Annotated in this window: 17 protein-coding genes; 7 read left to right on the top strand and 10 right to left on the bottom strand. The window is 66.8% G+C overall.

Annotation, left to right across the window (positions count from 1 at the left end; genetic code table 11):
- Window positions 1–189 precede the first annotated feature (189 nt).
- Window positions 190–1,041 carry a DUF3097 domain-containing protein gene (locus ACQCSY_RS19755; protein WP_427131442.1) on the top strand — a complete coding sequence of 284 codons (852 nt, stop codon included), beginning with the start codon at window positions 190–192 and terminating at the stop codon, window positions 1,039–1,041.
- 134 nt (window positions 1,042–1,175) lie between these two features.
- On the top strand, window positions 1,176–1,595 hold the full coding sequence (locus ACQCSY_RS19750) for a DUF4870 domain-containing protein (RefSeq protein WP_427131440.1): 420 nt from the start codon (window positions 1,176–1,178) through the stop codon (window positions 1,593–1,595).
- Window positions 1,596–1,675: 80 nt separating this feature from the next.
- Here ACQCSY_RS19750 and hemW read toward each other — a convergent pair whose 3' ends face one another.
- Window positions 1,676–2,920: a radical SAM family heme chaperone HemW gene (gene hemW / locus ACQCSY_RS19745; RefSeq protein WP_427131439.1), complete on the bottom strand. Its 1,245-nt coding sequence runs from the start codon at window positions 2,918–2,920 to the stop codon at window positions 1,676–1,678.
- A 42-nt stretch (window positions 2,921–2,962) separates the two neighbouring features.
- Window positions 2,963–4,816 (bottom strand): translation elongation factor 4, encoded by a 1,854-nt coding sequence (gene lepA / locus ACQCSY_RS19740; protein ID WP_427131437.1) that lies wholly within the window; start codon window positions 4,814–4,816, stop codon window positions 2,963–2,965.
- A 297-nt stretch (window positions 4,817–5,113) separates the two neighbouring features.
- Here lepA and ACQCSY_RS19735 point away from each other — a divergent pair, with 297 nt between their 5' ends.
- Together ACQCSY_RS19735 and rpsT are read left to right on the top strand one after the other, a co-directional pair.
- Entirely contained in the window at window positions 5,114–5,701 is a 588-nt protein-coding gene (locus ACQCSY_RS19735) for a type II toxin-antitoxin system PemK/MazF family toxin (RefSeq protein WP_427131435.1), read from the top strand.
- 185 nt (window positions 5,702–5,886) lie between these two features.
- Window positions 5,887–6,147 (top strand): 30S ribosomal protein S20, encoded by a 261-nt coding sequence (gene rpsT, locus ACQCSY_RS19730; RefSeq protein ID WP_427131433.1) that lies wholly within the window; start codon window positions 5,887–5,889, stop codon window positions 6,145–6,147.
- A 248-nt stretch (window positions 6,148–6,395) separates the two neighbouring features.
- On the opposite strand, the gene holA is transcribed toward rpsT, so the two are convergent.
- Genes holA through ACQCSY_RS19715 form a run of 3 tightly spaced genes read right to left on the bottom strand, consistent with a single transcriptional unit; the run spans window position 6,396 to window position 10,313 of the window.
- The gene (gene holA, locus ACQCSY_RS19725) at window positions 6,396–7,289 is read right to left on the bottom strand and encodes a DNA polymerase III subunit delta (RefSeq protein WP_427131432.1); all 894 of its coding nucleotides are present in this window, start codon (window positions 7,287–7,289) and stop codon (window positions 6,396–6,398) included.
- The gene (locus ACQCSY_RS19720) at window positions 7,193–9,361 is read right to left on the bottom strand and encodes a ComEC/Rec2 family competence protein (protein ID WP_427131430.1); all 2,169 of its coding nucleotides are present in this window, start codon (window positions 9,359–9,361) and stop codon (window positions 7,193–7,195) included. The genes holA and ACQCSY_RS19720 overlap by 97 nt, the downstream gene beginning before the upstream one ends.
- Before the next feature lies 1 nt (window position 9,362).
- Complete coding sequence (locus ACQCSY_RS19715; protein ID WP_427131428.1) at window positions 9,363–10,313, bottom strand: helix-hairpin-helix domain-containing protein; 951 nt, start codon at window positions 10,311–10,313, stop codon at window positions 9,363–9,365.
- Window positions 10,314–10,541: 228 nt separating this feature from the next.
- Between ACQCSY_RS19715 and ACQCSY_RS19710 the strand changes: the two genes are divergently transcribed.
- Window positions 10,542–10,961 (top strand): hypothetical protein, encoded by a 420-nt coding sequence (locus tag ACQCSY_RS19710; RefSeq protein WP_427131426.1) that lies wholly within the window; start codon window positions 10,542–10,544, stop codon window positions 10,959–10,961.
- A 22-nt stretch (window positions 10,962–10,983) separates the two neighbouring features.
- Here ACQCSY_RS19710 and ACQCSY_RS19705 read toward each other — a convergent pair whose 3' ends face one another.
- From ACQCSY_RS19705 to leuS, 3 genes are all read right to left on the bottom strand, one after another.
- Complete coding sequence (locus ACQCSY_RS19705) at window positions 10,984–11,169, bottom strand: hypothetical protein (protein ID WP_427131425.1); 186 nt, start codon at window positions 11,167–11,169, stop codon at window positions 10,984–10,986.
- Window positions 11,170–11,303: 134 nt separating this feature from the next.
- Complete coding sequence (locus ACQCSY_RS19700) at window positions 11,304–12,299, bottom strand: DegV family protein (protein WP_427131423.1); 996 nt, start codon at window positions 12,297–12,299, stop codon at window positions 11,304–11,306.
- A gap of 96 nt (window positions 12,300–12,395) precedes the next feature.
- Window positions 12,396–14,921 carry a leucine--tRNA ligase gene (gene leuS, locus ACQCSY_RS19695; RefSeq protein WP_427131422.1) on the bottom strand — a complete coding sequence of 842 codons (2,526 nt, stop codon included), beginning with the start codon at window positions 14,919–14,921 and terminating at the stop codon, window positions 12,396–12,398.
- 931 nt (window positions 14,922–15,852) lie between these two features.
- On the opposite strand from leuS, the gene ACQCSY_RS19690 reads away from it, so the two are divergent.
- On the top strand, window positions 15,853–17,850 hold the full coding sequence (locus ACQCSY_RS19690) for an efflux RND transporter permease subunit (protein ID WP_427131421.1): 1,998 nt from the start codon (window positions 15,853–15,855) through the stop codon (window positions 17,848–17,850).
- 36 nt (window positions 17,851–17,886) lie between these two features.
- Window positions 17,887–18,816, top strand: a complete 930-nt coding sequence (locus ACQCSY_RS19685) for a hypothetical protein (RefSeq protein ID WP_427131419.1) — start codon at window positions 17,887–17,889, stop codon at window positions 18,814–18,816.
- Window positions 18,817–18,895: 79 nt separating this feature from the next.
- Here ACQCSY_RS19685 and glpK read toward each other — a convergent pair whose 3' ends face one another.
- Window positions 18,896–20,410 (bottom strand): glycerol kinase GlpK, encoded by a 1,515-nt coding sequence (glpK, locus tag ACQCSY_RS19680; RefSeq protein WP_427131417.1) that lies wholly within the window; start codon window positions 20,408–20,410, stop codon window positions 18,896–18,898.
- Between the two features lie 56 nt (window positions 20,411–20,466).
- Complete coding sequence (locus tag ACQCSY_RS19675; RefSeq protein WP_427131416.1) at window positions 20,467–21,216, bottom strand: MIP/aquaporin family protein; 750 nt, start codon at window positions 21,214–21,216, stop codon at window positions 20,467–20,469.
- Window positions 21,217–21,360: the final 144 nt, after the last annotated feature.

Below are 21,360 nucleotides of genomic sequence, written 5' to 3'. Positions count from 1 at the left end.
GCCGTGTTGTTAGCATTGGATTCGCTCCAGGCGTTGCTCCCGGGCCCGTGTTTCCGGGCACAGCGGGCGCAGATCCCACGGCAGCGGACCCGCCTTCGGCAATTACAGCCGGGCACAGGCCGCCCGGCCCCGGTCCGGGATAATTTCACCGACCGCCACACATTCCGAGTGCAAAGCAGCGTGTAAGAGATGTTGAACCAGAATTGGGGACCCCAGGACCTGTCCGCCCCCGCCACGAGCCAGCTGCCGGCGGTGCCGGTGGAACGCGGCATGGTGCTGGAGGATGTGCAGTCCGGGTGGGTCGGTGCCGTCACACGGGTGGAAAAGTCCGGCGGCATGCACGTGGTGGCGCTGGAGGACCGGCGGGGCAAGTCACGGTCCTTCCGCCTCGGGTTCGGCTTCCTGCTGGAGGGTCAGCCCATCCGGCTCATGCCCCCGGCGCCGCGGAGTGCGCCCCCCGCGGCCGGAGCCGGCCGCACCGCTTCCGGCTCGGTCCGCGTGCACGGCCAGCGCGCCCAGGTGGCAAAGGCCAGCCGGATCTGGGTGGAAGGCAAGCACGACGCCGAACTCGTCGAGAAAGTCTGGGGTGACGATCTGCGGGTGGAGGGCATCGTCGTCGAGCCGCTGCACGGCATTGACGATCTCCCGGCCGCCGTGGCAGCGTTCCGGCCGGGGCCGGGCCGCCGCCTGGGCGTGCTCGTGGACCACCTCGTCCCGGATTCCAAGGAATCCAGGATCGCCGACGCCGTCATGGCCTCACCCGGCGCCGCGGGCAATGTCCTGATTGTCGGCCACCCCTATGTGGACGTCTGGCAGGCCATCCGTCCCGCGGTCCTGGGCATCGAGAAGTGGCCGGTGATTCGGCGCGGGGTGGACTGGAAGACCGGCATCCTCATGGCGTTCGGCTGGCCGCACACCACCAAGGAAGACATCGGCCTGGGCTGGCAGAAACTCCTGGGCGCCGTCCGCAGCTATGCCGATCTGGAAGCGTCCCTGCTGGGCAGGGTCGAAGAGGTCATCGACTTCCTCACCGCGCCGTAGGGACACACCCCGGAACCCCTCCCGATCTTCATTTCGCCGCCCGAGCACGTATTCTTGGAACGGCGGTCGCACTCCTAGCGCGGCCCCGGCTCTTCCAGGCAGCAACGCATCACCGCAATCCGAAGGATTTAACCGTGGCAGATAACGCACGCGAACACCCGGGCAACCAGGCCGGCCATGGCCAGCCGCCGTACCATGGCGTTCCGGCAAATGCGCTGCCGCTGACGGCAAACGAGGACCGGCAGTGGGCTACTTTGGCGCATTTCGGCGGCATCCTGGGCTGCGTGCCCTCGCTGTTGATCTACCTGATTTTCAAGGACCGCGGCCCCTTCACGGCCCAGGAATCCAAGGAAGCCCTCAACTTCACGCTTCCCCCGACCGTTGCGGCGGTGCTCGCGAATCTCCTGGTCTTCATTCCGGTGGTGGGCAACCTCTTCGCCGTCCTCGCCACGGTGATCTGGATCGCCGTGACCTGCTTCTCGGTGGCCGCGGGCATCCACGTCAACCGCGGCCAGCCGCACCGCTACGAGTTCAACCTGCGCTGGATCAAGTAGGCGCTGAATCAGGTAGGCGCTGAATCGAGTAGCCCGGGCGCAAGTAGGCCGGGCCTCGCCGGGCCTCGCCGGACGGAAGCCTAGTCCGGCAGGATCCTGCGGACCACGGCATCGGCGAGCAGCCTGCCCTTGAGCGTGAGCACCAGGCGCCCCTGGAACGCAACCGCCGGGTCGACGAGGCCGTCGGCGATGAGTCCGGCCACGGCATGCCGGCCGGTGTCTGCCCGCTCGCCGATGTCCAGCCCCGCAATCTCCAGTCCGGAATTAAGGCGGGCTTCGAGCATGACGCGCTCCACGTTGCGGGTTTCGGCGTCGAGCGTTTCGCGACCGGCGGCGGGCGAGACCCCGGAACCCAGCCGGTTCGCGTAGGCGGTCGGGTGCTTGACGTTCCACCAGCGCACGCCGCCCACGTGGGAGTGCGCGCCGGGACCGATCCCCCACCAGTCATCCCCGCGCCAGTAGGCCAGGTTGTGCCGGCACGCCTGTTCCGGCGTGCGGGACCAGTTGCTGACCTCGTACCAGCCAAGCCCGGCAGAGGAGATCAGTTCGTCAGCGAGCTCATACTTGGCCGCGTGGTCGTCGTCGTCGATTCCCGGCACTTCGCCGCGACGGATCTGGGCGGCGAGCTTGGTGCCGTCCTCGACAATCAGCGCGTAAGCGCTGATGTGGTCCGGACCGTAGGATAGCGCGGTCTCGAGCGAGCAGCGCCAGTCTGCCAACGACTCCCCCGGCGTCCCGTAGATCAGGTCGAGGCTCACGGCGAGCCCCGCATCCCTGGCCCACTGCACGGCCTGCGGCACGCGGCTGGGCGTATGGGTGCGGTCCAGGACCTTCAGCACGTGCGGAACGGCCGACTGCATGCCGAAGGAGATACGGGTGAATCCGGCGTCAGCAAGCAACTGCAGGGATTCGGGCGTGACGGAATCCGGGTTCGCCTCCGTGGTGACCTCGGCGCCGGGCTGCAGGCCCCACGCCGCGATGGCGGCCGTCAGGATCCTCGCCAGATCCTCGGCCGGGAGCAGCGTGGGCGTTCCGCCGCCGAAGAAAACGGTCCCGAGGGGGCGCTCCGGCAGGCCGGATTTTTTCAGGGCCGCGGCCGCGAAGTCCACTTCCGCGACGGCGGTGCCGGCGTAGGCGTCCTGCGACGCCCCGCCGCCGAGCTCCGTGGCCGTGTAGGTGTTGAAGTCGCAGTAGCCGCAGCGGACGGCGCAGAACGGGATGTGCACGTACAGCCCGAACGCACGCTCCGCGGCGCCCTCGAGCGCCTGGCCGGGCAGGAGCCCGTCCGACGGCGCCGGGTCACCCAGGGGAAGAACGCTAGGCACGGGCCGTGCCCGCCTGCAGGGGGACAGTCATCACAAGCACCGCTACTTCTTGGCCTTGTCCTTGGACTCATCCGTGGTGAGAGCGGCGATGAAGGCTTCCTGCGGCACCTCGACGCGGCCCACCATCTTCATGCGCTTCTTGCCTTCCTTCTGCTTTTCCAGCAGTTTGCGCTTCCGGGTGATATCACCGCCGTAGCACTTGGCGAGCACGTCCTTGCGGATGGCGCGGATGCTTTCGCGGGCAATGATCCGCGAGCCGATAGCTGCCTGGATGGGCACCTCGAACTGCTGCCGCGGAATGAGTTCCCGCAGCTTGCCCGTCATCATCACGCCGTAGGCGTAGGCCTTGTCACGGTGCGTGATGGCGGAGAAGGCATCAACCTGCTCGCCCTGGAGCATGATGTCCACCTTGACCAGATCGGCCACCTGCTCGCCGTCGGCCTTCCAGTCCAGCGACCCGTAGCCGCGGGTCTTGGACTTGAGGATGTCGAAGAAATCGAAGACGATCTCCGCCAGCGGCAGGCGGTACCTGATCTCCACCCGGTCCTCGGAGAGGTAGTCCATGCCGCCCATGACGCCGCGCCGGCTCTGGCACAGCTCCATGATGGCGCCGACAAACTCATTCGGCGCAAGGATTGTGGCGGAAACCATCGGCTCGCGGACTTCAGCGATCTTGCCGGTGGGGTATTCGCTGGGGTTCGTGACATGGACGATCTTCTTGTCCTCCAGCGTCACCTCGTATTCCACGTTGGGGGCGGTGGAAATCAAGTCCAGGTTGTATTCGCGTTCGAGCCGCTCGCGGGTGATTTCCAGGTGCAGCAGGCCCAGGAATCCCACCCGGAAGCCGAATCCCAGCGCTGCGGACGTTTCCGGCTCGTAGACAAGCGCGGCATCGTTGAGCATCAGCTTCTCCAGCGCATCGCGGAGCACAGGATAGTCCGTGCCATCCAACGGATACAGGCCGGAGAAGACCATCGGCTTCGCATCCGCATAGCCGGGGAGGGAATCGGTGGCAGGCTTGGCAAGATTGGTGACGGTGTCGCCCACCTTGGACAGGCGGACGTCCTTCACACCGGTGATGAGGTAGCCCACTTCGCCGACGCCGAGGCCCTTGGAGGGGGTGGGCTCCGGGGAGCTCACGCCGATCTCGAGGAGTTCGTGGGTGGCACGGGTGGACATCATCTGGATGCGTTCGCGGGGGTGCAGCATGCCGTCAACCACACGGACGTAGGTGACCACGCCGCGGTAGGTGTCGTAGACGGAGTCGAAGATCATGGCCCGCGCGGGGGCGTCGGGATCGCCCACCGGGGCGGGAAGGTCGCGGACAATCTTGTCCAGCAGCACCTCGACGCCGGCGCCGGTCTTACCGGAAACGCGCAGCACGTCTTCGGGGTCGCCGCCGATCAGGCTGGCCAGCTCGGCAGCGTACTTTTCAGGCTGGGCGGCCGGGAGGTCGATCTTGTTCAGGACCGGAATGATGGTGAGGTTGTTTTCCATCGCCAGGTAAAGGTTGGCGAGCGTCTGGGCCTCGATGCCCTGCGCGGCGTCAACCAGCAGCACGGCGCCTTCGCAGGCTGCCAGGGAGCGGGAGACCTCGTAGGTGAAATCGACGTGGCCGGGGGTGTCGATCATGTTAAGGGCGTAACTGACGCCGTCGAGCTCCCAGGGCATGCGGACGGCCTGGGACTTGATGGTGATGCCGCGTTCGCGCTCAATGTCCATGCGGTCCAGGTACTGGGCCTTCATGTCACGGGACTGGACGACGCCGGTGAATTGGAGCATCCGGTCCGCCAGCGTGGATTTGCCGTGGTCAATGTGCGCAATGATGCAGAAGTTCCGGATGATGGCCGGATCTGTTGCGGCGGGCACCGGGGCGGTGCGGGCCATGGGAGACACGCAGGGTCCTTACTGTTGGCATTACGGTTGGCATTACTGTCGGCATTTGCCCGGATTGGCGGATGGCGATTCGCCATCCTGCGACATGCCGCATATCTGAACTTATAGTCTCCCACGTCCGGGCCAATGGGAATGCATTTCTTGTGTGAGCGGTCGTTACTTCCGGCCTTCCCGCCGGTGCGACGGCGGGATTCGACTTGGCGCCGTCGCAGGCGCCGTTGTGCGCGCGCCGTAGCAGGAATCCGTTACAGGCGCCGTTGAAGGAAGCCGGGCGGGTGCTGCCGGTATGGTGTCCCCATGGCCCTGAACTTACGCTCGATCGGCAACGCAGTCTGCGGCGCGCTGCGCCTCCTGGACAGGCTCGGCAGCTCCGCGCCGCGTACTTCCGGCAGGCCGGCGGGGAAGGCGCGGCCCGGAACAGCGGCAACGCGGCCCCGTGCTCGGTCCGGAACCGCCGGCGGCGCCCACGGCGCCGGACTGACCGGAAGGTATCCCGGTGACTTCCAAGGAACCGCGGCCGTCCGTTATGCCCCTTCCCCTAATGGCCTCCCCGAGCCGGGAGAGATCGTCTGGACCTGGGTGCCCTATGAAGAGGACTTTTCCCAGGGCAAGGACCGGCCGGTGCTGCTGGTGGGCACCAGTGGCCGCTACCTGCTGGGCCTGATGCTGACCAGTAAGGACCACGACGGCGATCCCCGCCGGGCCGATGACTATGTGGACATCGGCACGGGCCCCTGGGACCGCCAGTGGCGCCCCAGCGAAGCGAAGCTGGACCGCGTCCTGCAGATCAACCCGAAGGACATCCGGCGCGAAGGAGCCGTCCTTGACGCCGGCCGCTTCGGCCTCATCTCCTCGGCACTGCGTGCGCGGCACGGCTGGACCTGACAGGCCGGGAGCCGGGCGCGGGATCGTCACCGGGTCCGCGTCTCTGCTATTATTGACAGCTGTGTGTCCGTGCAGGTCGACGGCCACAGATGGTTGGTCGCCATAGGTATCCCCACGCCGCTCAGTCAATGGCCAATCTGAAAGCCCTCTAGACCATTTTCCGCATTGAAAAAGAGAGTTCACACGTGGCTAATATCAAGTCCCAGAAGAAGCGCATCCTGACCAACGAGAAGGCTCGCCTGCGCAACAACGCAGTCAAGTCCGAGCTGAAGACGGCCATCCGCGCCGTCAACACCGCAGTTGGGTCCACCGACAAGGATGCCGCGGCTGCTGCACTGGTTTCTGCCAGCCGTAAGCTGGACAAGGCTGTCAGCAAGGGTGTTGTTCACAAGAACAACGCTGCAAACCGCAAGTCCGCGATCTCCAAAAAGGTCAACGCACTCTAAGGTTTCCAGTTCAATTGAACTGATGATTGTGGCCGGCACCCCTTGGGTGCCGGCCACTTCCGGTTAAACCCGACAGCCAGCCAGGGCGAGTAGCTGTTCAGCTATGTTGGCGCACCGGTGTTGGCGCACCGGTCCGCCGGGCCGGTGCGCCGGGCACGTCGCCCGGATCGTTTGCCGGACAGGTACCTGGGTATGGCCGGCAAGCTAAAGCGGGCGGGTCCGCAGGGCCCCGGCACGTTTCCCGGACGTCAGGAAGTTCGGACCGAGGTCGCAATCACGGTCACGGCGTGTTCCACGGCATAGACGGGATCCCTGGAGAGGCCTTTCACCTGCGCGTCAGCCTCCGCGGTGACCTGGATTGAGCGGACGAGTCCGTCCGGCGTCCAGCGCCTGACTTCCCGCTGCGCCTGCTCCACGAGCCACGGCTGCATGCCCAGCTGCTTCGCAATCTGCGACGACGACCCCTGCGCGCCGGCGACCTTGGCCAGGGCCCGCAGCTTCGATGCCAGCGCCGCTACGATCGGAACCGGGTCCGCGCCGGTGGCCAGGGCGTGACGGAGCGTGGACAGCGCCAGCGGCGCGTTGCCGGCCATTGCGGCGTCGGCGACCTTGAAGGCGGTGGCTTCCACGCGGCCGCCGTAATACCTGTCCACCATGGCGGCGTCCACAGCGGCGGTGGCGTCGGCGATCAGCTGGCTGCAGGCGGCCGCGAGTTCGGCCAGGCGGGCGCCCACGGCGTTGACGAGGGCGTGCACGGCATCGGGATCGATGCGGCGGGACGCTGCCTTGAACTCGGCCGTGACGAACGCGACCTTGTCCGCGTCTTTCTTGAGTGGCTGGCAGTCGACCACCGGCCAGCCACCGGCCTTGATGGCGTCCAGCAGTTTCTTGCCGCGCACTCCCCCGCCATGGCGCAGGACCAGGACGGCGTCCTGTTCGGGCCGGGCCACATACTTGAGGGCGTCGGCGAGAAAGTCATCATTCATGGCCTCCAGTCCCTCGACCTCGATGAGCTTCTGCTCGCCGAAAAGGGAAGGGCTCACGTTCATGGCCAGCGAACCCGACGTGTAGCCGCCGGCGTTGAGCCCGGTGACTTCGACATCGGGCGCGGCCTCGCGAACCTGCGCACGGATCCGGTCCATGGCACGGCTGCCCAGATAGTCCTCCGGCCCGCCCACCAGGACCACCGCGGCCGGTGTGACGTCACGCCAGGTGGCGGTCGTCGACGCCGAAGTCCTGGGGCGTTGGGTCTGGGCAGCTGCCACTCTTGATTCCTCCCGGAAGTTGGTTTGCAGACTCTAAGCGTGCCACGCCCGGACCGGTCCACCAAGCCACGGCGGCCGGCCCGCTGGCCGGCCCACCGGGCGGCGAGCCAGGCACCGCGCCGGGTCTGCCGGTCCAGGAAGGCGACGGCCCGGCTGTGTGCCGCCAGAGCGAGCCGCATCGCCGCGGCGGGGTGGAGGACCAGCCAGACTATTGCAAGGGCGACGCCGGAGAAGAGCCCCATGGTGGACAAGCCAAAGACGCCTTCCGGCCAGGGTAGGGCAGCTCCGGGGAGGGATGCGAAGAACCGTGCGATCCCGGCCACCCCGGCGGCAAAGACGGCAGCGACCCCCATGAGGGCGTCAGCTGCGGCCGGAACCACGGACACCAGGGGCACGGCGGCGGTGCCGAGGAGCGTGACGGGGGCTACGAGCCCTGCGGCAGCGACGTTGGCGGGCAGGGCGTAGGCGGCAAATTGGGGCTGGAGCAGTACGATCACGGGGCCGCAGAAGGTCTGCGCGGACAGGGGAACTGCGAGGCCGGCGGCCGCCCAGCGCGGCACCGCGGGTGGCAGCCAGTCCATAATGCGCCGTCCGGTCACCACGATGCCCAAAGTGGCGAGCACTGAAAGGAGGAATCCGAAGCTGGTGGCCAGTACCGGCTCCGCCAGCAGCAGGCCGATCACGGCAACGCACAGGAAGCTGAGGCCGCGCCCGGCACGGCCGAAGGCCACGGAGGCTAGGCCGACGGCGCCCATGAGCGCTGCCCGCAGCACACTGGGGTCCGGGCCGACCATGAGGACGAACATGCCGAGCCCCGTGAGGCAGACACCCGCAGCCGCCGCCCGCGGAAGGCGAAGGGTGCGGGCCGCCAGCAGCAGAGTTCCGAGGATCAGGCTGCAGTTTGCCCCGCTGACGGCTGTCAGGTGGGTCATCCCGACTGTCTTCATGGCGCTGTCCAGCTGCGCATCGAGTGCACTGGTGTCGCCGGTGACCATGCCCGGCAGGAGGCCTTGCACGTCGCCGCCGAGTTCCGCTGCGGCGGCAGTGAAGCTCCGGCGAAGTTCACCAGGCCCCTCGTGCCAGGCATCGGGGGCCCGGAGCAGGACAGGAACGGACGAGGCCGAGAGGATCCCGGCGTCGGCCTGCCCCGGCTCCGGAGGCCTGAGCTTTCCCGTGACCCGGAGGTGCTGCCCCGGGACAGCCTGCTCCCAGTCTGAGCCACCCATGATCAGCAGCCCGGCTTCGGCATTGACCCGGCGGGAATCCGAGTACATCACGTGCAGCGTCGCGGGAACTGCGAAACGATCCGCCAGCCCGGAACTCCCAGGAATCCTGAGCCGCCGCGGGGCGCCCGCAATCTCCAGCTCCGCGACGACGGCCGCGCGTGCGGCAACGGCCTCGGCGACGGCACCGTCGTGCCGCTGGAATGCCGCGACGACCGTGTGGGCCCCCGCGGCTGCGGACAGGAGCATCGCCACGGCCAGCGTCGTCAGGAGACTCCGTGGGGCCGGCCGGCCAGGGTTGAAGCCGCGCCGGGCCTTTCCCCGCGCGACCACCTGCAGGAGAACTCCGGAGACTGCTGCCAGGCTCGAGCACAGGGCCGCCAGCCCGGCCGGGCCGAGCCAGTTTCCGGCGACGGCCGTCGCCCAGACAAGCAGCACCGGGGGAACCAGGCGCAGGTCCGTTCTGCGCCGCGCTTCCCCCACGCGTGCCGGGGCAGCACGTTCCGGGGCGAGACGGGCCCGGGCGTGGTCCCGGAGCCGCCGGGTGAACGCCGGCAAACCGCCCGGGGCGACCGTCCGGACCTGCTGGGTCCGGCGGCGCGATTCCGGCGCGGGACCGGCAAGCCGCCCCGGAGCGGCGGAACGTTCGGGGTGTCCGGGCTGCGGGGAACTGACGGCTGCGTCAACGTAGCGCTGCCAGCGGCTGGGCCGGGGCATATCTCCCATGTCAGACGCCGACCAGGGGAAGCAGGGCCTCGAGCATTTTCGGACCGATGCCGTCAACGGCATCGAGTTCTTGCACGGTCTTGAACCGGCCATGCTGTTGACGCCAGTCCACGATGCGCTGTGCCAGGACCGGCCCGACGCGAGGGAGTGTCCCCAGCTCCTCGACGCCGGCAGTGTTGAGGTTGACCTTGCCCCCGGAGCTGCCCGGATCCGTGCCACCGGCGCCAGAGCCCGCATCATCCACGCCCGGACCCGAAGGCAGACCGGGCCGATCCGGCTCGCCGCGTACCGGCACCAGGACCTTCTGGCCGTCCTCCAGCACGGCTGCAAGATTGAGCCTGTCCGCATCCGCAGTGTCCGTCACCCCTCCGGCCGCCGCGATCGCTTCGTGAAGCCGGCTCCCCGCGGGCAGCTGAACCACCCCCGGCCGGGCCACGGCACCGGCAACATGGACCACGATGCTTCCCGGCCCCACTGCGGGATCTCCCCCTGGCGGCTGCGTGGTCGCTGCGGATCCCTGGCCGGGTGCCTCTTCTGCCGCTGGAGCGGGCTCGCTTAGCGGCACCATCTGGGGGGCCCCCGTGGCGCCCTGCCACCAGAAGTAGCCGCCGAGCACGGCTGCGAGGACGCCGAACAGCACCGCCGCCCGCACGCCGGTCCTCGCCCGAAACCGGGCGGAGAGCCGCAGGTTTCCTTCCCGCCGGTGCCCGGCGAGTCCGCCCGAGTGGTCTCCGGCGTCGTCGATGGGATCGCCCACCCCCGCCGCCGCCCGGGCCGGCTGGGCAGGCGCCGGCACCGGCACCGGCACCGGCAACTCCAGCAGCCCCGCGGAGCGGCCCTCCGCCCGGCCGGCGGTACCGGTACCGGTACCGGTACCGCCAAGCGTCGCCAGGCGGTCACGGGCAGCCCTGACTCCCGTGGCGGATTGAGCTCCCGGGTTCCGGCGTGACATAGAAACCACCCTAGGAAGCCCCTAATCCCGCGGACATCCCTGGCCGGGCTTATGTGGAAACACCTGCGTGGAGGCAGTATTGCGGGGGCATTAGGCAAGTATTCCCTACTCTGGTCTCCGCGCGGGTCCGGTGGTAGCGTCTGCATTCTCAATCAATGAAAACCTTGCCGGCTGGGGGCAACCCTGATCGTCTGGAAGTCTCCTCCAGGCGGCGAGAGCTGGTGTGCCATGAAAAAGATACTTCTTCCAGCCGCATTGATTGCGCTCGTCGGTACCACCCTGCTGGCCCCGCCCGCGGAGGCCGATACGACGCAAGCCACCTCAACCCAGATCGTTAGCTTTGCGGTTGACAGCCTTTACTGCCCACAGCACGGCCTCTATGGCTTAGCGCATGTGACTGTTGACGGAACCGCGGGGATGACAGCCGACCAGAACTTCATTTGGACCACGCAAACGGCCGCCACGTCCATCAACTCGGTTCCGTCGGAAGGCGCCCTGGCCAACGTCACTGTTGTCTATCACTGCAACGTCCAGGTGCTGTGGTGGCTAGAGCCGGGCAGCGCCCAGAAGGTGACCGCCGCCCGCTGGGTTAACGGCTCGGGTGAGCAGCCAAGCTACACCTTCAGCCCAGATCAGCCGGTCCCCTGAGAGGCAGCTTCCGAGCCCGGGATCACTGCTGGTAGGTGATATAGGCCTCGTACTGTACGCGCCAATGATCGGCGGCCTCAGGATCCGGCACGGTGGTGGTGAGGAACTGGACGCTGGTCACTTGGCCTTTCAGGTACTTAAGCCATTTGGTCACCTCTTCCGCAACGTCCCGATCGAACTGGGCTACGTGGTGCACCTGCATTGCCATGGCGGCCTCCTTGCTCGGTGGAGTGACTTTACCGCCGGCGCCCCGTGACAGCCAGCCCTCCGTCCGCCCCAGGCTGACCCGCGAGCTAGCTGCCGGCTTCGGCGGGTGCCCCGCCAGCTGCCGGCTCCCCGCCGTCAACCGGGCGGCCGTCGAGCGGGGCGCAGCTCTCCCCCCACGATCACCGCCAGCACGCCAAGTCCTGCGTGGGCGGCGAGCACGGCAGGGAGGGCGCTGATCTGCGCCGTCGGGCATTCGGGCAACAACACCGCAAGGCGTGCGGCGAGCTGTTCGGCCTCTGCCTGGTTGCCGAAATGATGGACGGCGAGCCGGGCCTGCCCGGCCGGACGGGCGGAGGCATCGGCGGCGACGATTTCTTCCAGCCGGGCAATGGCCTTCGCCGCGGACCGGACCTTTTCCAGCGGAACAATCCTGCCGTCTTCGAGGGCCAGAATGGGTTTGATGGAGAACATGGTGCCCCAGAGCGAGGCTGCCGCGCCGACCCGGCCGCCGCGGCGCAACTGTTCCAGGCTCGGGACGTAGAAATAGACCTTGGTGCGGGCCACCCGCTCCTCGGCGAATGCCTTCACCTGGGCAGCGTTCCTGCCCTCGGCCGCCGCGGCGACGGCGCTTTGCACGCCCATCCCCTGGGCCATCCCCACGGTCCGCGAGTCCAGGACCTCCACAGGAATGCCGACGCGGGCGGCCGCGAGACGGGCCGAGTCGGCGGTGCCGGACAGCTCGCCGGAGATATGGATCGACACCACGGATTCGAAGCCGTGTTCGCGGGCCGCCAAGTAGGCGTGTTCGAACTGTCCGGGTGAGGGACGCGAGGTCTTCACGGGCATACCGCTGGCGAGGGCGACGGCGATCGTGTCGGCGATGTCGTCCTCACCTTCGCCGTAGATTTCGGCTCCCGCCATGACGGGCATGGGAACGATCGTGAGCCGGCCGTCGGGGGCAAACTCCCGCACCCAGTCGGCGGGCAGCGCGGCGGCCGAGTCCGTGACCACGGCGGTCCGCACGACGGCGGGGGGAACTGCTTCGGGGACGGCTTCGGGACGGGTGCCCTGGCGGAGCCGCTGAAGGCACTCCCTCAGCCACGGCCAGCCTGGCGGCTCGCGGTCGGGCACGCAGCACCTCCTGCTGACTGGGGACGCGGACTGGGGACGCTGTTGCAGTCGGCCGCCGGCGTACGCCGGCGGCCGGTATTTGATTAGCCCGGCCGGCTAGGCCGGGACGATGTTGACCAGTTTAGGCGCCCGGACGATCACGGTGCGGATGCCCCGGCCGTCCAGGGCGCGCTGGACGTTTTCCGAGGCCAGCGCCAGCTCGCGCAGTTCGTCCTCGCTGATGTCCGGCGAGACCTCCAGACGGTCGCGCACCTTGCCCTGGACCTGGACCACCGCGGTGACCGTGTCATGCACGAGCAGGGCCTCGTCGTGGGTGGGCCAGCCGGCATTGGCTACGGACGCGGGGTGTCCCAGCACGTTCCACAGGTCCTCGGCCGTGTAGGGCGCAAACAGGCTCAGGATCACCGCGACGGCCTCCACGGCCTCCCGGACGGCCGGGTCTGTCCCGCCTGCACCGGTGTCGATGGTCTTGCGGGTCGCGTTGACCAGCTCCATCAGCTTGGCCACGACCACGTTGAACTTGTTGTGGTCCAGCAGGGCCGCGGCATCCGCGATGGTCCGGTGGGTGGCCGTGCGCAGGGCGCGGTCACCGGTGGTGAAGTCGACGCCGGGCTCGCTCGCGACGTCCTGCCCCAGCCGCCAGGCGCGGGCCAGGAACTTCGCGGATCCCGACGGCGAAACGTCCGCCCAGTCGACGTCGTCCTCCGGCGGGGAGGCGAAGATCATCGTCAGCCGCACGGCGTCGACGCCGAACTTGTCCAGCTGCTCGCCCAGGTCGACACCGTTGCCCAGGGACTTGCTCATGGCCTTGCCGCCGTTGAGGACCTGGCCCTGGTTCAGCAGCGCACTGAAGGGCTCGTCGGCGTCGATCATGCCGAGGTCGTGGATGACCTTGGTGAAGAACCGCGCGTACAGCAGGTGCAGGATGGCGTGCTCCACGCCGCCCACGTACTGCCCCACGGGCATCCAGTCGTTGATCTTCGCCGGATCGAACGGGCCCTCGGTGAACTGCGGGGAGACGAAGCGCAGGAAGTACCAGGACGAATCCACGAACGTGTCCATGGTGTCCGTGTCCCGCTTGGCCGGGCCGTGGCAGCTGGGGCATTCGACGTTGACCCAGCTTTCGACGGCGGCCAGCGGGGACGTGCCCTTCGGGGACAGGTCCTCGCCGCGCAGCTCGGCCGGCAGCGTGACGGGCAGCTGATCGTCGGGGACCGGAACTTCGCCGCAGGCCGGGCAGTGGATGATCGGGATCGGGGTGCCCCAGAAGCGCTGGCGGCTCAGCAGCCAGTCGCGCAGGCGGAAGTTCACGAACTTCTCGCCCGTGCCCTGCTGCTGCAGGATTTCGATCGCGGCCGGAATGGCCTCTGCCTTGGGCAGACCGTCCAGGGCGCCGGAATTGATCAGTGTTCCCTCGCCGGTGGTCGCCGTGCCGGTGACAGCAGGGTCTTCCGCGCCGGTGTCGAGTACGGCCCGGACCGGCAGGTCGAAGGTCTTGGCGAAGTCGAGGTCGCGTTGGTCGTGCGCTGGAACGGCCATGATGGCGCCGGTGCCGTAGTCGGCGAGCACGTAGTCGGCGGCCCAGACGGGCAGCTTCTCGCCGTTCAGCGGGTTGATGGCGTAGCGGCCGGTGAAGACGCCGGTCTTCTCGCGTTCGGTCGACTGGCGTTCGATTTCGGACAGCGCCGTGACCTGCTCGCGGTAGGCGTCGAGGGCGGCGGCGTGACCGACCGTGACCAGTTCGACGGCCAGCGGCGCATCGGCCGCGACGACGAAGAACGTGGCGCCGTAGAGGGTGTCCGGCCGGGTGGTGAACACCGTGACGTCCTTGGCCGGCTTGCCGTCTTCGGCTTCGATGGCGAAGTTGACGTGGGCGCCCTCGGAACGGCCGATCCAGTTCTTCTGCATGGCCAGGACGCGCTCGGGCCAGTGGCCGCGCAGCTCGTCCATGTCATCGAGCAGCCGGTCGGCGTACTCCGTGATCTTGAAGTACCACTGGTTCAGGGACTTTTTGGTGACCGGGGTGCCGCAACGCTCGCAGGCTCCGTTGACCACCTGTTCGTTGGCCAGCACGGTCTGGTCCTTGGGGCACCAGTTGACGGGCGAATCCTTGCGGTACGCCAGACCACGCTCGTAGAAGCGCGTGAAGAGCCACTGGGTCCAGCGGTAGTACTCCGGGTCGGAGGTGTGGATGCGGCGGGACCAGTCGGCGGAGATGGCATAGCGCTTGAACGACGCCGCCTGGGTCTCGATGTTGGCGTAGGTCCATTCACTGGGGTGGGCGTTGCGCTTGATGGCGGCGTTCTCGGCCGGCAGCCCGAACGAGTCCCAGCCGATCGGGTGCAGCACGTCATAGCCCTGCTGGCGCAGATAGCGGGCGACGACGTCGCCCATGGCAAACGCTTCAGCGTGGCCCATGTGCAGGTCTCCGGAAGGGTACGGGAACATGTCCAGCACGTAGCGGCGTTCCTTCGAACCGTCGTCAAGCGGCGTGAAGACCTTCAGGTCCTCCCAGATCTGGGGCCATTTGGCTTCCATGGCCGCGAAGCTGTAGGCGCCCTCTTCGGGGCCCTCCGTCGCGGCTGCTGCTGTTCCGGTCTCTGTCTCCGGCTGAACGCTCACTGCTGGCCTCTTCTGTTCTGTCAGGCCTGTTCTGCCAGGCCTGTTCTGTCAGGTCTATTCTGTCAACCCTGTTGGCGATCAAGTCTGTACCGTCAAGGCTACTTGTTCGGCCCTGACTCCTGATCCTCCCTGCCGGTTCCCCGCTGCCATCCCGGCATGGACCCGGACACACAAAAGCCCCTCGACATGGAGGGGCTGCCGCTCGGCAATCCGAGTTCTGTTCGGGATGCCGGGCGGCTAGCTAAGCAGGAGGATCGCAGGCATAGGACCACTTTAGCGTCTCGGGTTGGTTCGCGCTGAACCCGGGGCCCGAAAACGCGGCGGGTGGCAGGAAGGTGCCGATCTTGGCAGTTGGAGCGCCGAGCCCTTTCGATGCATGTTCCGGATGGCATGCGCGGAATGTCCTTTATGCCTCAAATGAATCGTTCACATCCGGCCACGGGGAACTGTACATTGCTCCGGGTTCCAAATTGTTACAAAAGCCCCGCCCGCGAAAATGTTGTACTTACGGTGAATTCCTGATCCGCCGAAGCAGGTAATACAAATTCGGAATTAAGTGATTCCACCGTCAAAAGCAAGTACCTAATTGCCAGCATGCGAGTGATGGCGCACGGGTCTGCGAGTAGTGCCTGCGGGCTCCCCTACCAAGCCAATACTGGAGCGGCAAGCTAGGAGATAACTGGGAACGAACTGGCTGGAAGCTGCGAAATTCACAAACTTGCCAAACGGTTCAAATGGGAACAGTATTCACTAAAGATCTGCCGCAAAATATCTCATGGGGGATCCGCAAATGGTCTCGGGTTGAGGAGCCTGTCATGTATCACTTGCGTAATTCTTCCGTGCATCAATTAGAATCCCTGGCCGGGCGCTGCTGCGCCGCCGGCGCCCCGGAAATGGGCTAGCCATGTTCGGTTGGGTCACCCGTTTCAGTTTGCAGTTCCGCATTCTGGTTCTCGCCCTGGCCGCCGGACTCATTGCCTTCGGTGTTGTGAACGTCCCCCACATCGCCATGGACAGCATGCCCGAGTTCGCGCCAGCGCACGTCGAGATCCAGACCGAGGCCCTGGGCCTTTCCGCCGTCGAGGTTGAACAGCTCATTACTTCCCCGATGGAAGCCGACGTCCTCAATGGAGTGGCCTGGCTTGACGAGATCCGCTCCAAGTCTGTCCCCGGACTGTCGTCAATCGAACTTGTCTTCGAGCCGGGCACGGATCTTTTGCGCGCCCGCCAGCTTGTGGCCGAAAGAATGACCCAGGCCCACGCGCTCCCGAATGTCTCCGCCCCGCCCCTGATCATGCAGCCGTTGTCGTCCACGAGCCGCGTGCTGATGGTCCGGATGAACTCCAAGCAGCTCTCCGGCATCGAAATGTCGGTTCTGGCCCGGTGGAAGATCAAGCCGCGGCTCATCGGCATCCCGGGTGTGGCGAACGTGTCCATCTGGGGTCAGCGCGAGCAGCAGCTCCAGGTCGAGGTCACCCCGACGCAGCTGCGCGACAAGGGCGTAACCCTGGAACAGGTCATCAAGACCACGGGCAATGCCGTCTGGGTGTCGCCGCTGAGCTTCCTCGAGGCTTCGACACCGGGCACCGGCGGGTTCGTGGAGTCACCGAGCCAGCGTCTGGGCATCCAGCACGTCCTGCCCATCCGCACGCCGGCGGACCTTGCAAAGGTCAGCGTCGAGGACTCGAATCCCCGTATGCTCCTGGGCGATATCGCCCACGTCAAGGAGGACCACCAGCCGCTGATCGGCGACGCCGTCGTCGGCCAGGACCCCGGCCTCCTGCTGGTCGTGGAGAAGTTCCCCGGAACCAGTGCCCTCCAGGTCACGAAGGACATCGAAGCGGCCCTGAGCGACTTGGAGCCGGGACTCGCCGGCGTCGGCGGAATCGAGGGGGCGATCGGCGCCAAGGTTGCACTGCAGGTCGATGTTCCGCAGGTCGATGTTGAGGTGGATCTTGCTGCCGCGAACCGCTACGGCCTGAAGCCTGGTGATGTCCGTCGCGCCGCGGCTACCCTGGTTTCCGGTGAAGAGGTCGGCGACGTCTACCGGGCAGGGAAGGCCTACGACGTCCAGGTCTGGAGCCCCCCGGAGGTCCGGACCAGCGTCACCAGCATCGAGAACCTCCCGCTGGACACTCCGAGCGGGGAACGGATCCGGCTGGCCGATGTCGCGAAGATCTCGGTCAAACCGACGCCGAACGTGATCGAGCGTTCCGAAGGGTCCAGACGCGTCGACGTCAGTGCCAACGTCAAGGAAGGTGACCTGGCCAAGGTCGTGGAAAAGCTGGAGGCCGACCTCCAGTCGGTGGAATTCCCCACCGGCTACAGTGCGGACATCCTGGGCGAATACGCGGAACGGCAGGCCGCCTCCCAGCGCCTGCTGGTCTTCAGCGCCGGTGCGGTCATCGTGGTCTTCCTCCTGCTCCAGGCAGCGTTCCGGAGCTGGCGGCTGGCTATCCTCGCCATCCTGACGCTGCCGGTCGCGCTCGTGGGCGGCGTGATAGCCGCGCACCTCAGCGGCGGGATCCTGTCCCTGGGGTCGCTGGTCGGCTTCCTGACCGTGATGGGCATCGCCGCCCGCAACGGCATCCTGCTCATCAACCACTGCCAGCACCTCGAGAACTTCGAGGGCATGACGTTCGGCCCTGCGCTGGTGCTGCGCGGTGCCGCCGAGCGGTTGTCACCGATCCTGATGACCACTCTTGCCACGGCCCTGGCCCTGGTGCCGCTGGTGGTGATGGGCAACAGGCCAGGCCATGAGATCGAACATCCCATGGCGGTGGTGATCCTGGGTGGTCTTGTCACCTCGACACTGGTCAACCTGTTCATCGTCCCGTCGCTCTACCTGCGGTTCGCCAAAAAGGGCCCGTCCCGTGAACGCAGGCCCGGCAGCCGCAACCCGCGGGTGCCGTATAGGCCTGCCGTTTAGAAGCAGCAAACCAACCCACAACGAGAGGCCAGTCAGATGACTCAACGAGGAAATAAGTTCACCGCGTACGGCTCCGCGCTTCTGCTGGTTCTCGGAACGCTAACGGCGGCGTCGGCAGCCACGGCGGCTGCCGCGCCGGCGGCGGTGCCGAGTTCCCAGGAACTCTGCGGACCAGGCTCGGCGATCAAGTTTGACCGCTCGGCCTTCCCGGCAACGCCGGTGGTCGACAACAAGTGGTTCCCGCTGACGCCCGGAATGCAGTACACGACGACGGGCAAAGTGGTCTCGCCGGAGGGCACGAGTACGCATACCGTCGTCCACACCGTCACCGGGCTGACCAAGAAGATCGACGGCGTGAGGACCCTGGTGATGTGGGACCGGGACTTCTCCGACGGCGTGCTCGCGGAATCCGAGTTGGCCTTCTTCGCCCAGACGCGGAATGACTCGGTGTGGCTGTTCGGCGAGTATCCGGAGGAGTATGAGAACGGCAAGCTTGTGGGGGCGCCCAGCACGTTCATCAGCGGCATCGACAAGGCCCAGGCCGGAATCGCGATGCAGGCAAAGCCGCACCGCAAGACGCCCGCGTACGTCCAGGCGTACGCGCCAAACGTCGACTTCCTTGACTGCGGGGATGTCTTCCAGAAGGACCAGCACGTCTGCGTGCCCACGGGCTGCTACAACGACGTCCTGGTGATCGATGAGTTCAACCCGTTGGATCCGCCCAGCGCGGGTCACCAGCGCAAGTTCTATGCAGCCGGAACGGGACTTGTGAAGGTCACCGCGGCGGGAGGGACGGACCAGGAGTTCCTGGACCTGGTCAAGATCAAGAAACTCTCACGCTCGGAACTGCAAAGCGTCAACGCGCAGGCGCTGAGGATCGACCGCCGGGGGTACACCGTCAGCAAGGACGTCTACGCCAAGACGCCCCGCGCCGTGGTGGCCACCCCGTCCGGTCCCCTGTCCTGACGCTGCAACCGCAACAAAGAAGAGCTCCGGACAGGGTTGCCTGGCCGGAGCTCTTCTCGTGCGACGGGTTGCGCGACTCTTACTTGACGTCCTCGTCGACCCAGTCCATCGACTTGGTGACCGCCTTCTTCCAGAGGCGCATCTGACGCTCCCGCTCGGCCTGTTCCATCTTCGGTTCCCAGCGCTTGTCCTCGGACCAGTTGGCCGAGCACTCGCCGAGGTCCTTCCAGAAGCCGACGGCGAGGCCGGCCGCGTAGGCGGCACCCAAAGCGGTGGTCTCGACAACCTTGGGCCGGATCACCGCGACGCCGAGGATGTCCGCCTGGAACTGCATCAGGGCGTCGTTGGCGACCATGCCGCCGTCGACCTTCAGCTCCGTCAGCGGCACGCCCGAGTCTGCGTTGACGGCGTCGAGCACCTCACGGGTCTGGAAGGCGGTGGCTTCCAGCGCCGCACGGGCGATGTGGTTCTTGTTCACGAAACGCGTCAGGCCGACGATCGCACCGCGGGCGTCGGAACGCCAGTACGGGGCGAACAGGCCCGAGAACGCCGGAACAATGTAGACGCCGCCGTTGTCCTCCACGGCGGCCGCGAGGGCCTCCACTTCCGGGGCGCTGCTGATCATGCCGAGGTTGTCCCGCAGCCACTGGATGAGTGAACCGGTGACGGCGATCGAGCCCTCCAGCGCGTAGTGCGGCTTGGCGTCACCCAGCTTGTAGCCGAGGGTGGTCAGCAGTCCGTTCTTGGAGTGGACGATTTCCTCACCCGTGTTGAAGATGAGGAAGCAGCCGGTGCCGTAGGTGTTCTTGGCTTCACCGGCCTCGAACGCGGCCTGGCCGAACGTCGCCGCCTGCTGGTCGCCCAGGATGCCGGCGACGGGGACTTCGCGCAGCAGCTGCGAGGTGTGCACGGTGCCGTAGACCTCGGAGGAGGACTTGATGGCCGGCATCATGGAGGCCGGAACGCCGAAGGCATCCATGATTTCCTGGTCCCAGGACAGCGTCTCGAGGTCCATGAACATGGTCCGGGAGGCGTTGGTGACGTCGGTGGCGTGCACGCCGCCGTCGGTCCCGCCGGTCAGGTTCCAGAGGACCCAGCAGTCGGTGTTGCCGAACAGCAGGTTGCCGGCTTCGGCCTTGGCTCGTGCGCCATCGACGTTGTCCAGGATCCATTTGATCTTCGTGCCGGAGAAGTAGGTTGCGAGCGGCAGGCCCACCTTCTGTTTGAAGCGTTCCACCCCGCCGTCCGCTGCCAGCTCGTCCACGATCGGCTGGGTGCGGGTGTCCTGCCACACGATGGCGTTGTAGACAGCCTCGCCCGTTGTCTTGTCCCAGACGACGGCGGTTTCGCGCTGGTTGGTGATGCCGACGGCGGCGATGTCGTGGCGGGTCAGGTTCGCCTTGGACAGGGCCGAGGCGATGACCTCACGGGTGTTGTTCCAGATCTCGGCGGGGTCGTGCTCCACCCAGCCGGCCTGCGGGAAGATTTGCTCGTGCTCCATCTGGCCGGAGGAGACGATGTGGCCGCTGTGGTCAAAAACAATGGCGCGGGTGCTGGTGGTGCCCTGGTCAATGGCGATTACATACTGGTTCATGTTGACGTCCTTGTCTATCTGGGCTGGTGTTGGGTTTGCTCTGGCGGGGGTGGAAACTACTTGGCGACGGTGGCAACGATCGGCACGACCGCGGCGACGACGCCGGCGAGTCCGCCACCGATCAGGGGTCCCACGACCGGGATCCACGAGTAGCTCCAGTCGCTGGAGCCCTTGCCCTTGATGGGCAGCAGGGCGTGAGCGATGCGGGGGCCGAGGTCACGGGCCGGGTTAATGGCGTAGCCGGTGGGGCCACCGAGTGAAACACCGATGCCGACAACCAGCAGGGCAACGGCCAGCGGGCCCAGTCCCGAAGGAATGCCGCCGAACATCAGGATGACGAAGACGAGGACAAAGGTGCCGATGATCTCGGTGATCAGGTTCCAGACGTTGGAGCGGATGGCCGGGCCGGTGGAGAACACGGCGAGCTTGCTGGCGGGCAGGGGTTCGGCGTCAAAGTGCTGCTTGTGGGCCAGCCACATGACCACGGCGCCCAGGAAGGCACCCAGCAGTTCACCGCCGAAGTACGTAAATGTGGACGCAAATTCGACCTTGACGCCGGGAGCGTACTCCGCCTTGCCGTTGAGCAGCAGGCCCAGGGTGACAGCGGGGTTCAGGTGCGAACCGGACCTGGCGGCAACATAGACACCGGAGAAAACGGCAATGCCCCATCCCCAAGTGACCATCAGGAACCCGCCGTTGTTGCCTTTCGTGCCCTTGAGGGCGACGTTGGCCACAACGCCGCAACCTAGCAGGGTCAGCATCCCGGTTCCGAATACTTCGGAAAGAAAAACAATTCCAAGAGACATCTTTGACTCCTCTATTTTCTGTTGTCAGCCCTTCGCGAGTTTGAAGGGCCGTTGGGCCGGCAGCGCGTTGGCGCTGCCGGCCAGCCACTGCGCCGGCCGCCGGGGCGGACCGCGCAGTGCTTGCACCCGGGCTTCCCCGCCCGG

The sequence above is a fragment of the Pseudarthrobacter sp. S9 genome, from assembly GCF_050156545.1.
Classification (GTDB): domain Bacteria; phylum Actinomycetota; class Actinomycetes; order Actinomycetales; family Micrococcaceae; genus Arthrobacter.
The sequence above is the reverse complement of the archived record's forward strand: the minus strand, read 5'-3'. Positions and strand labels throughout refer to the sequence as shown.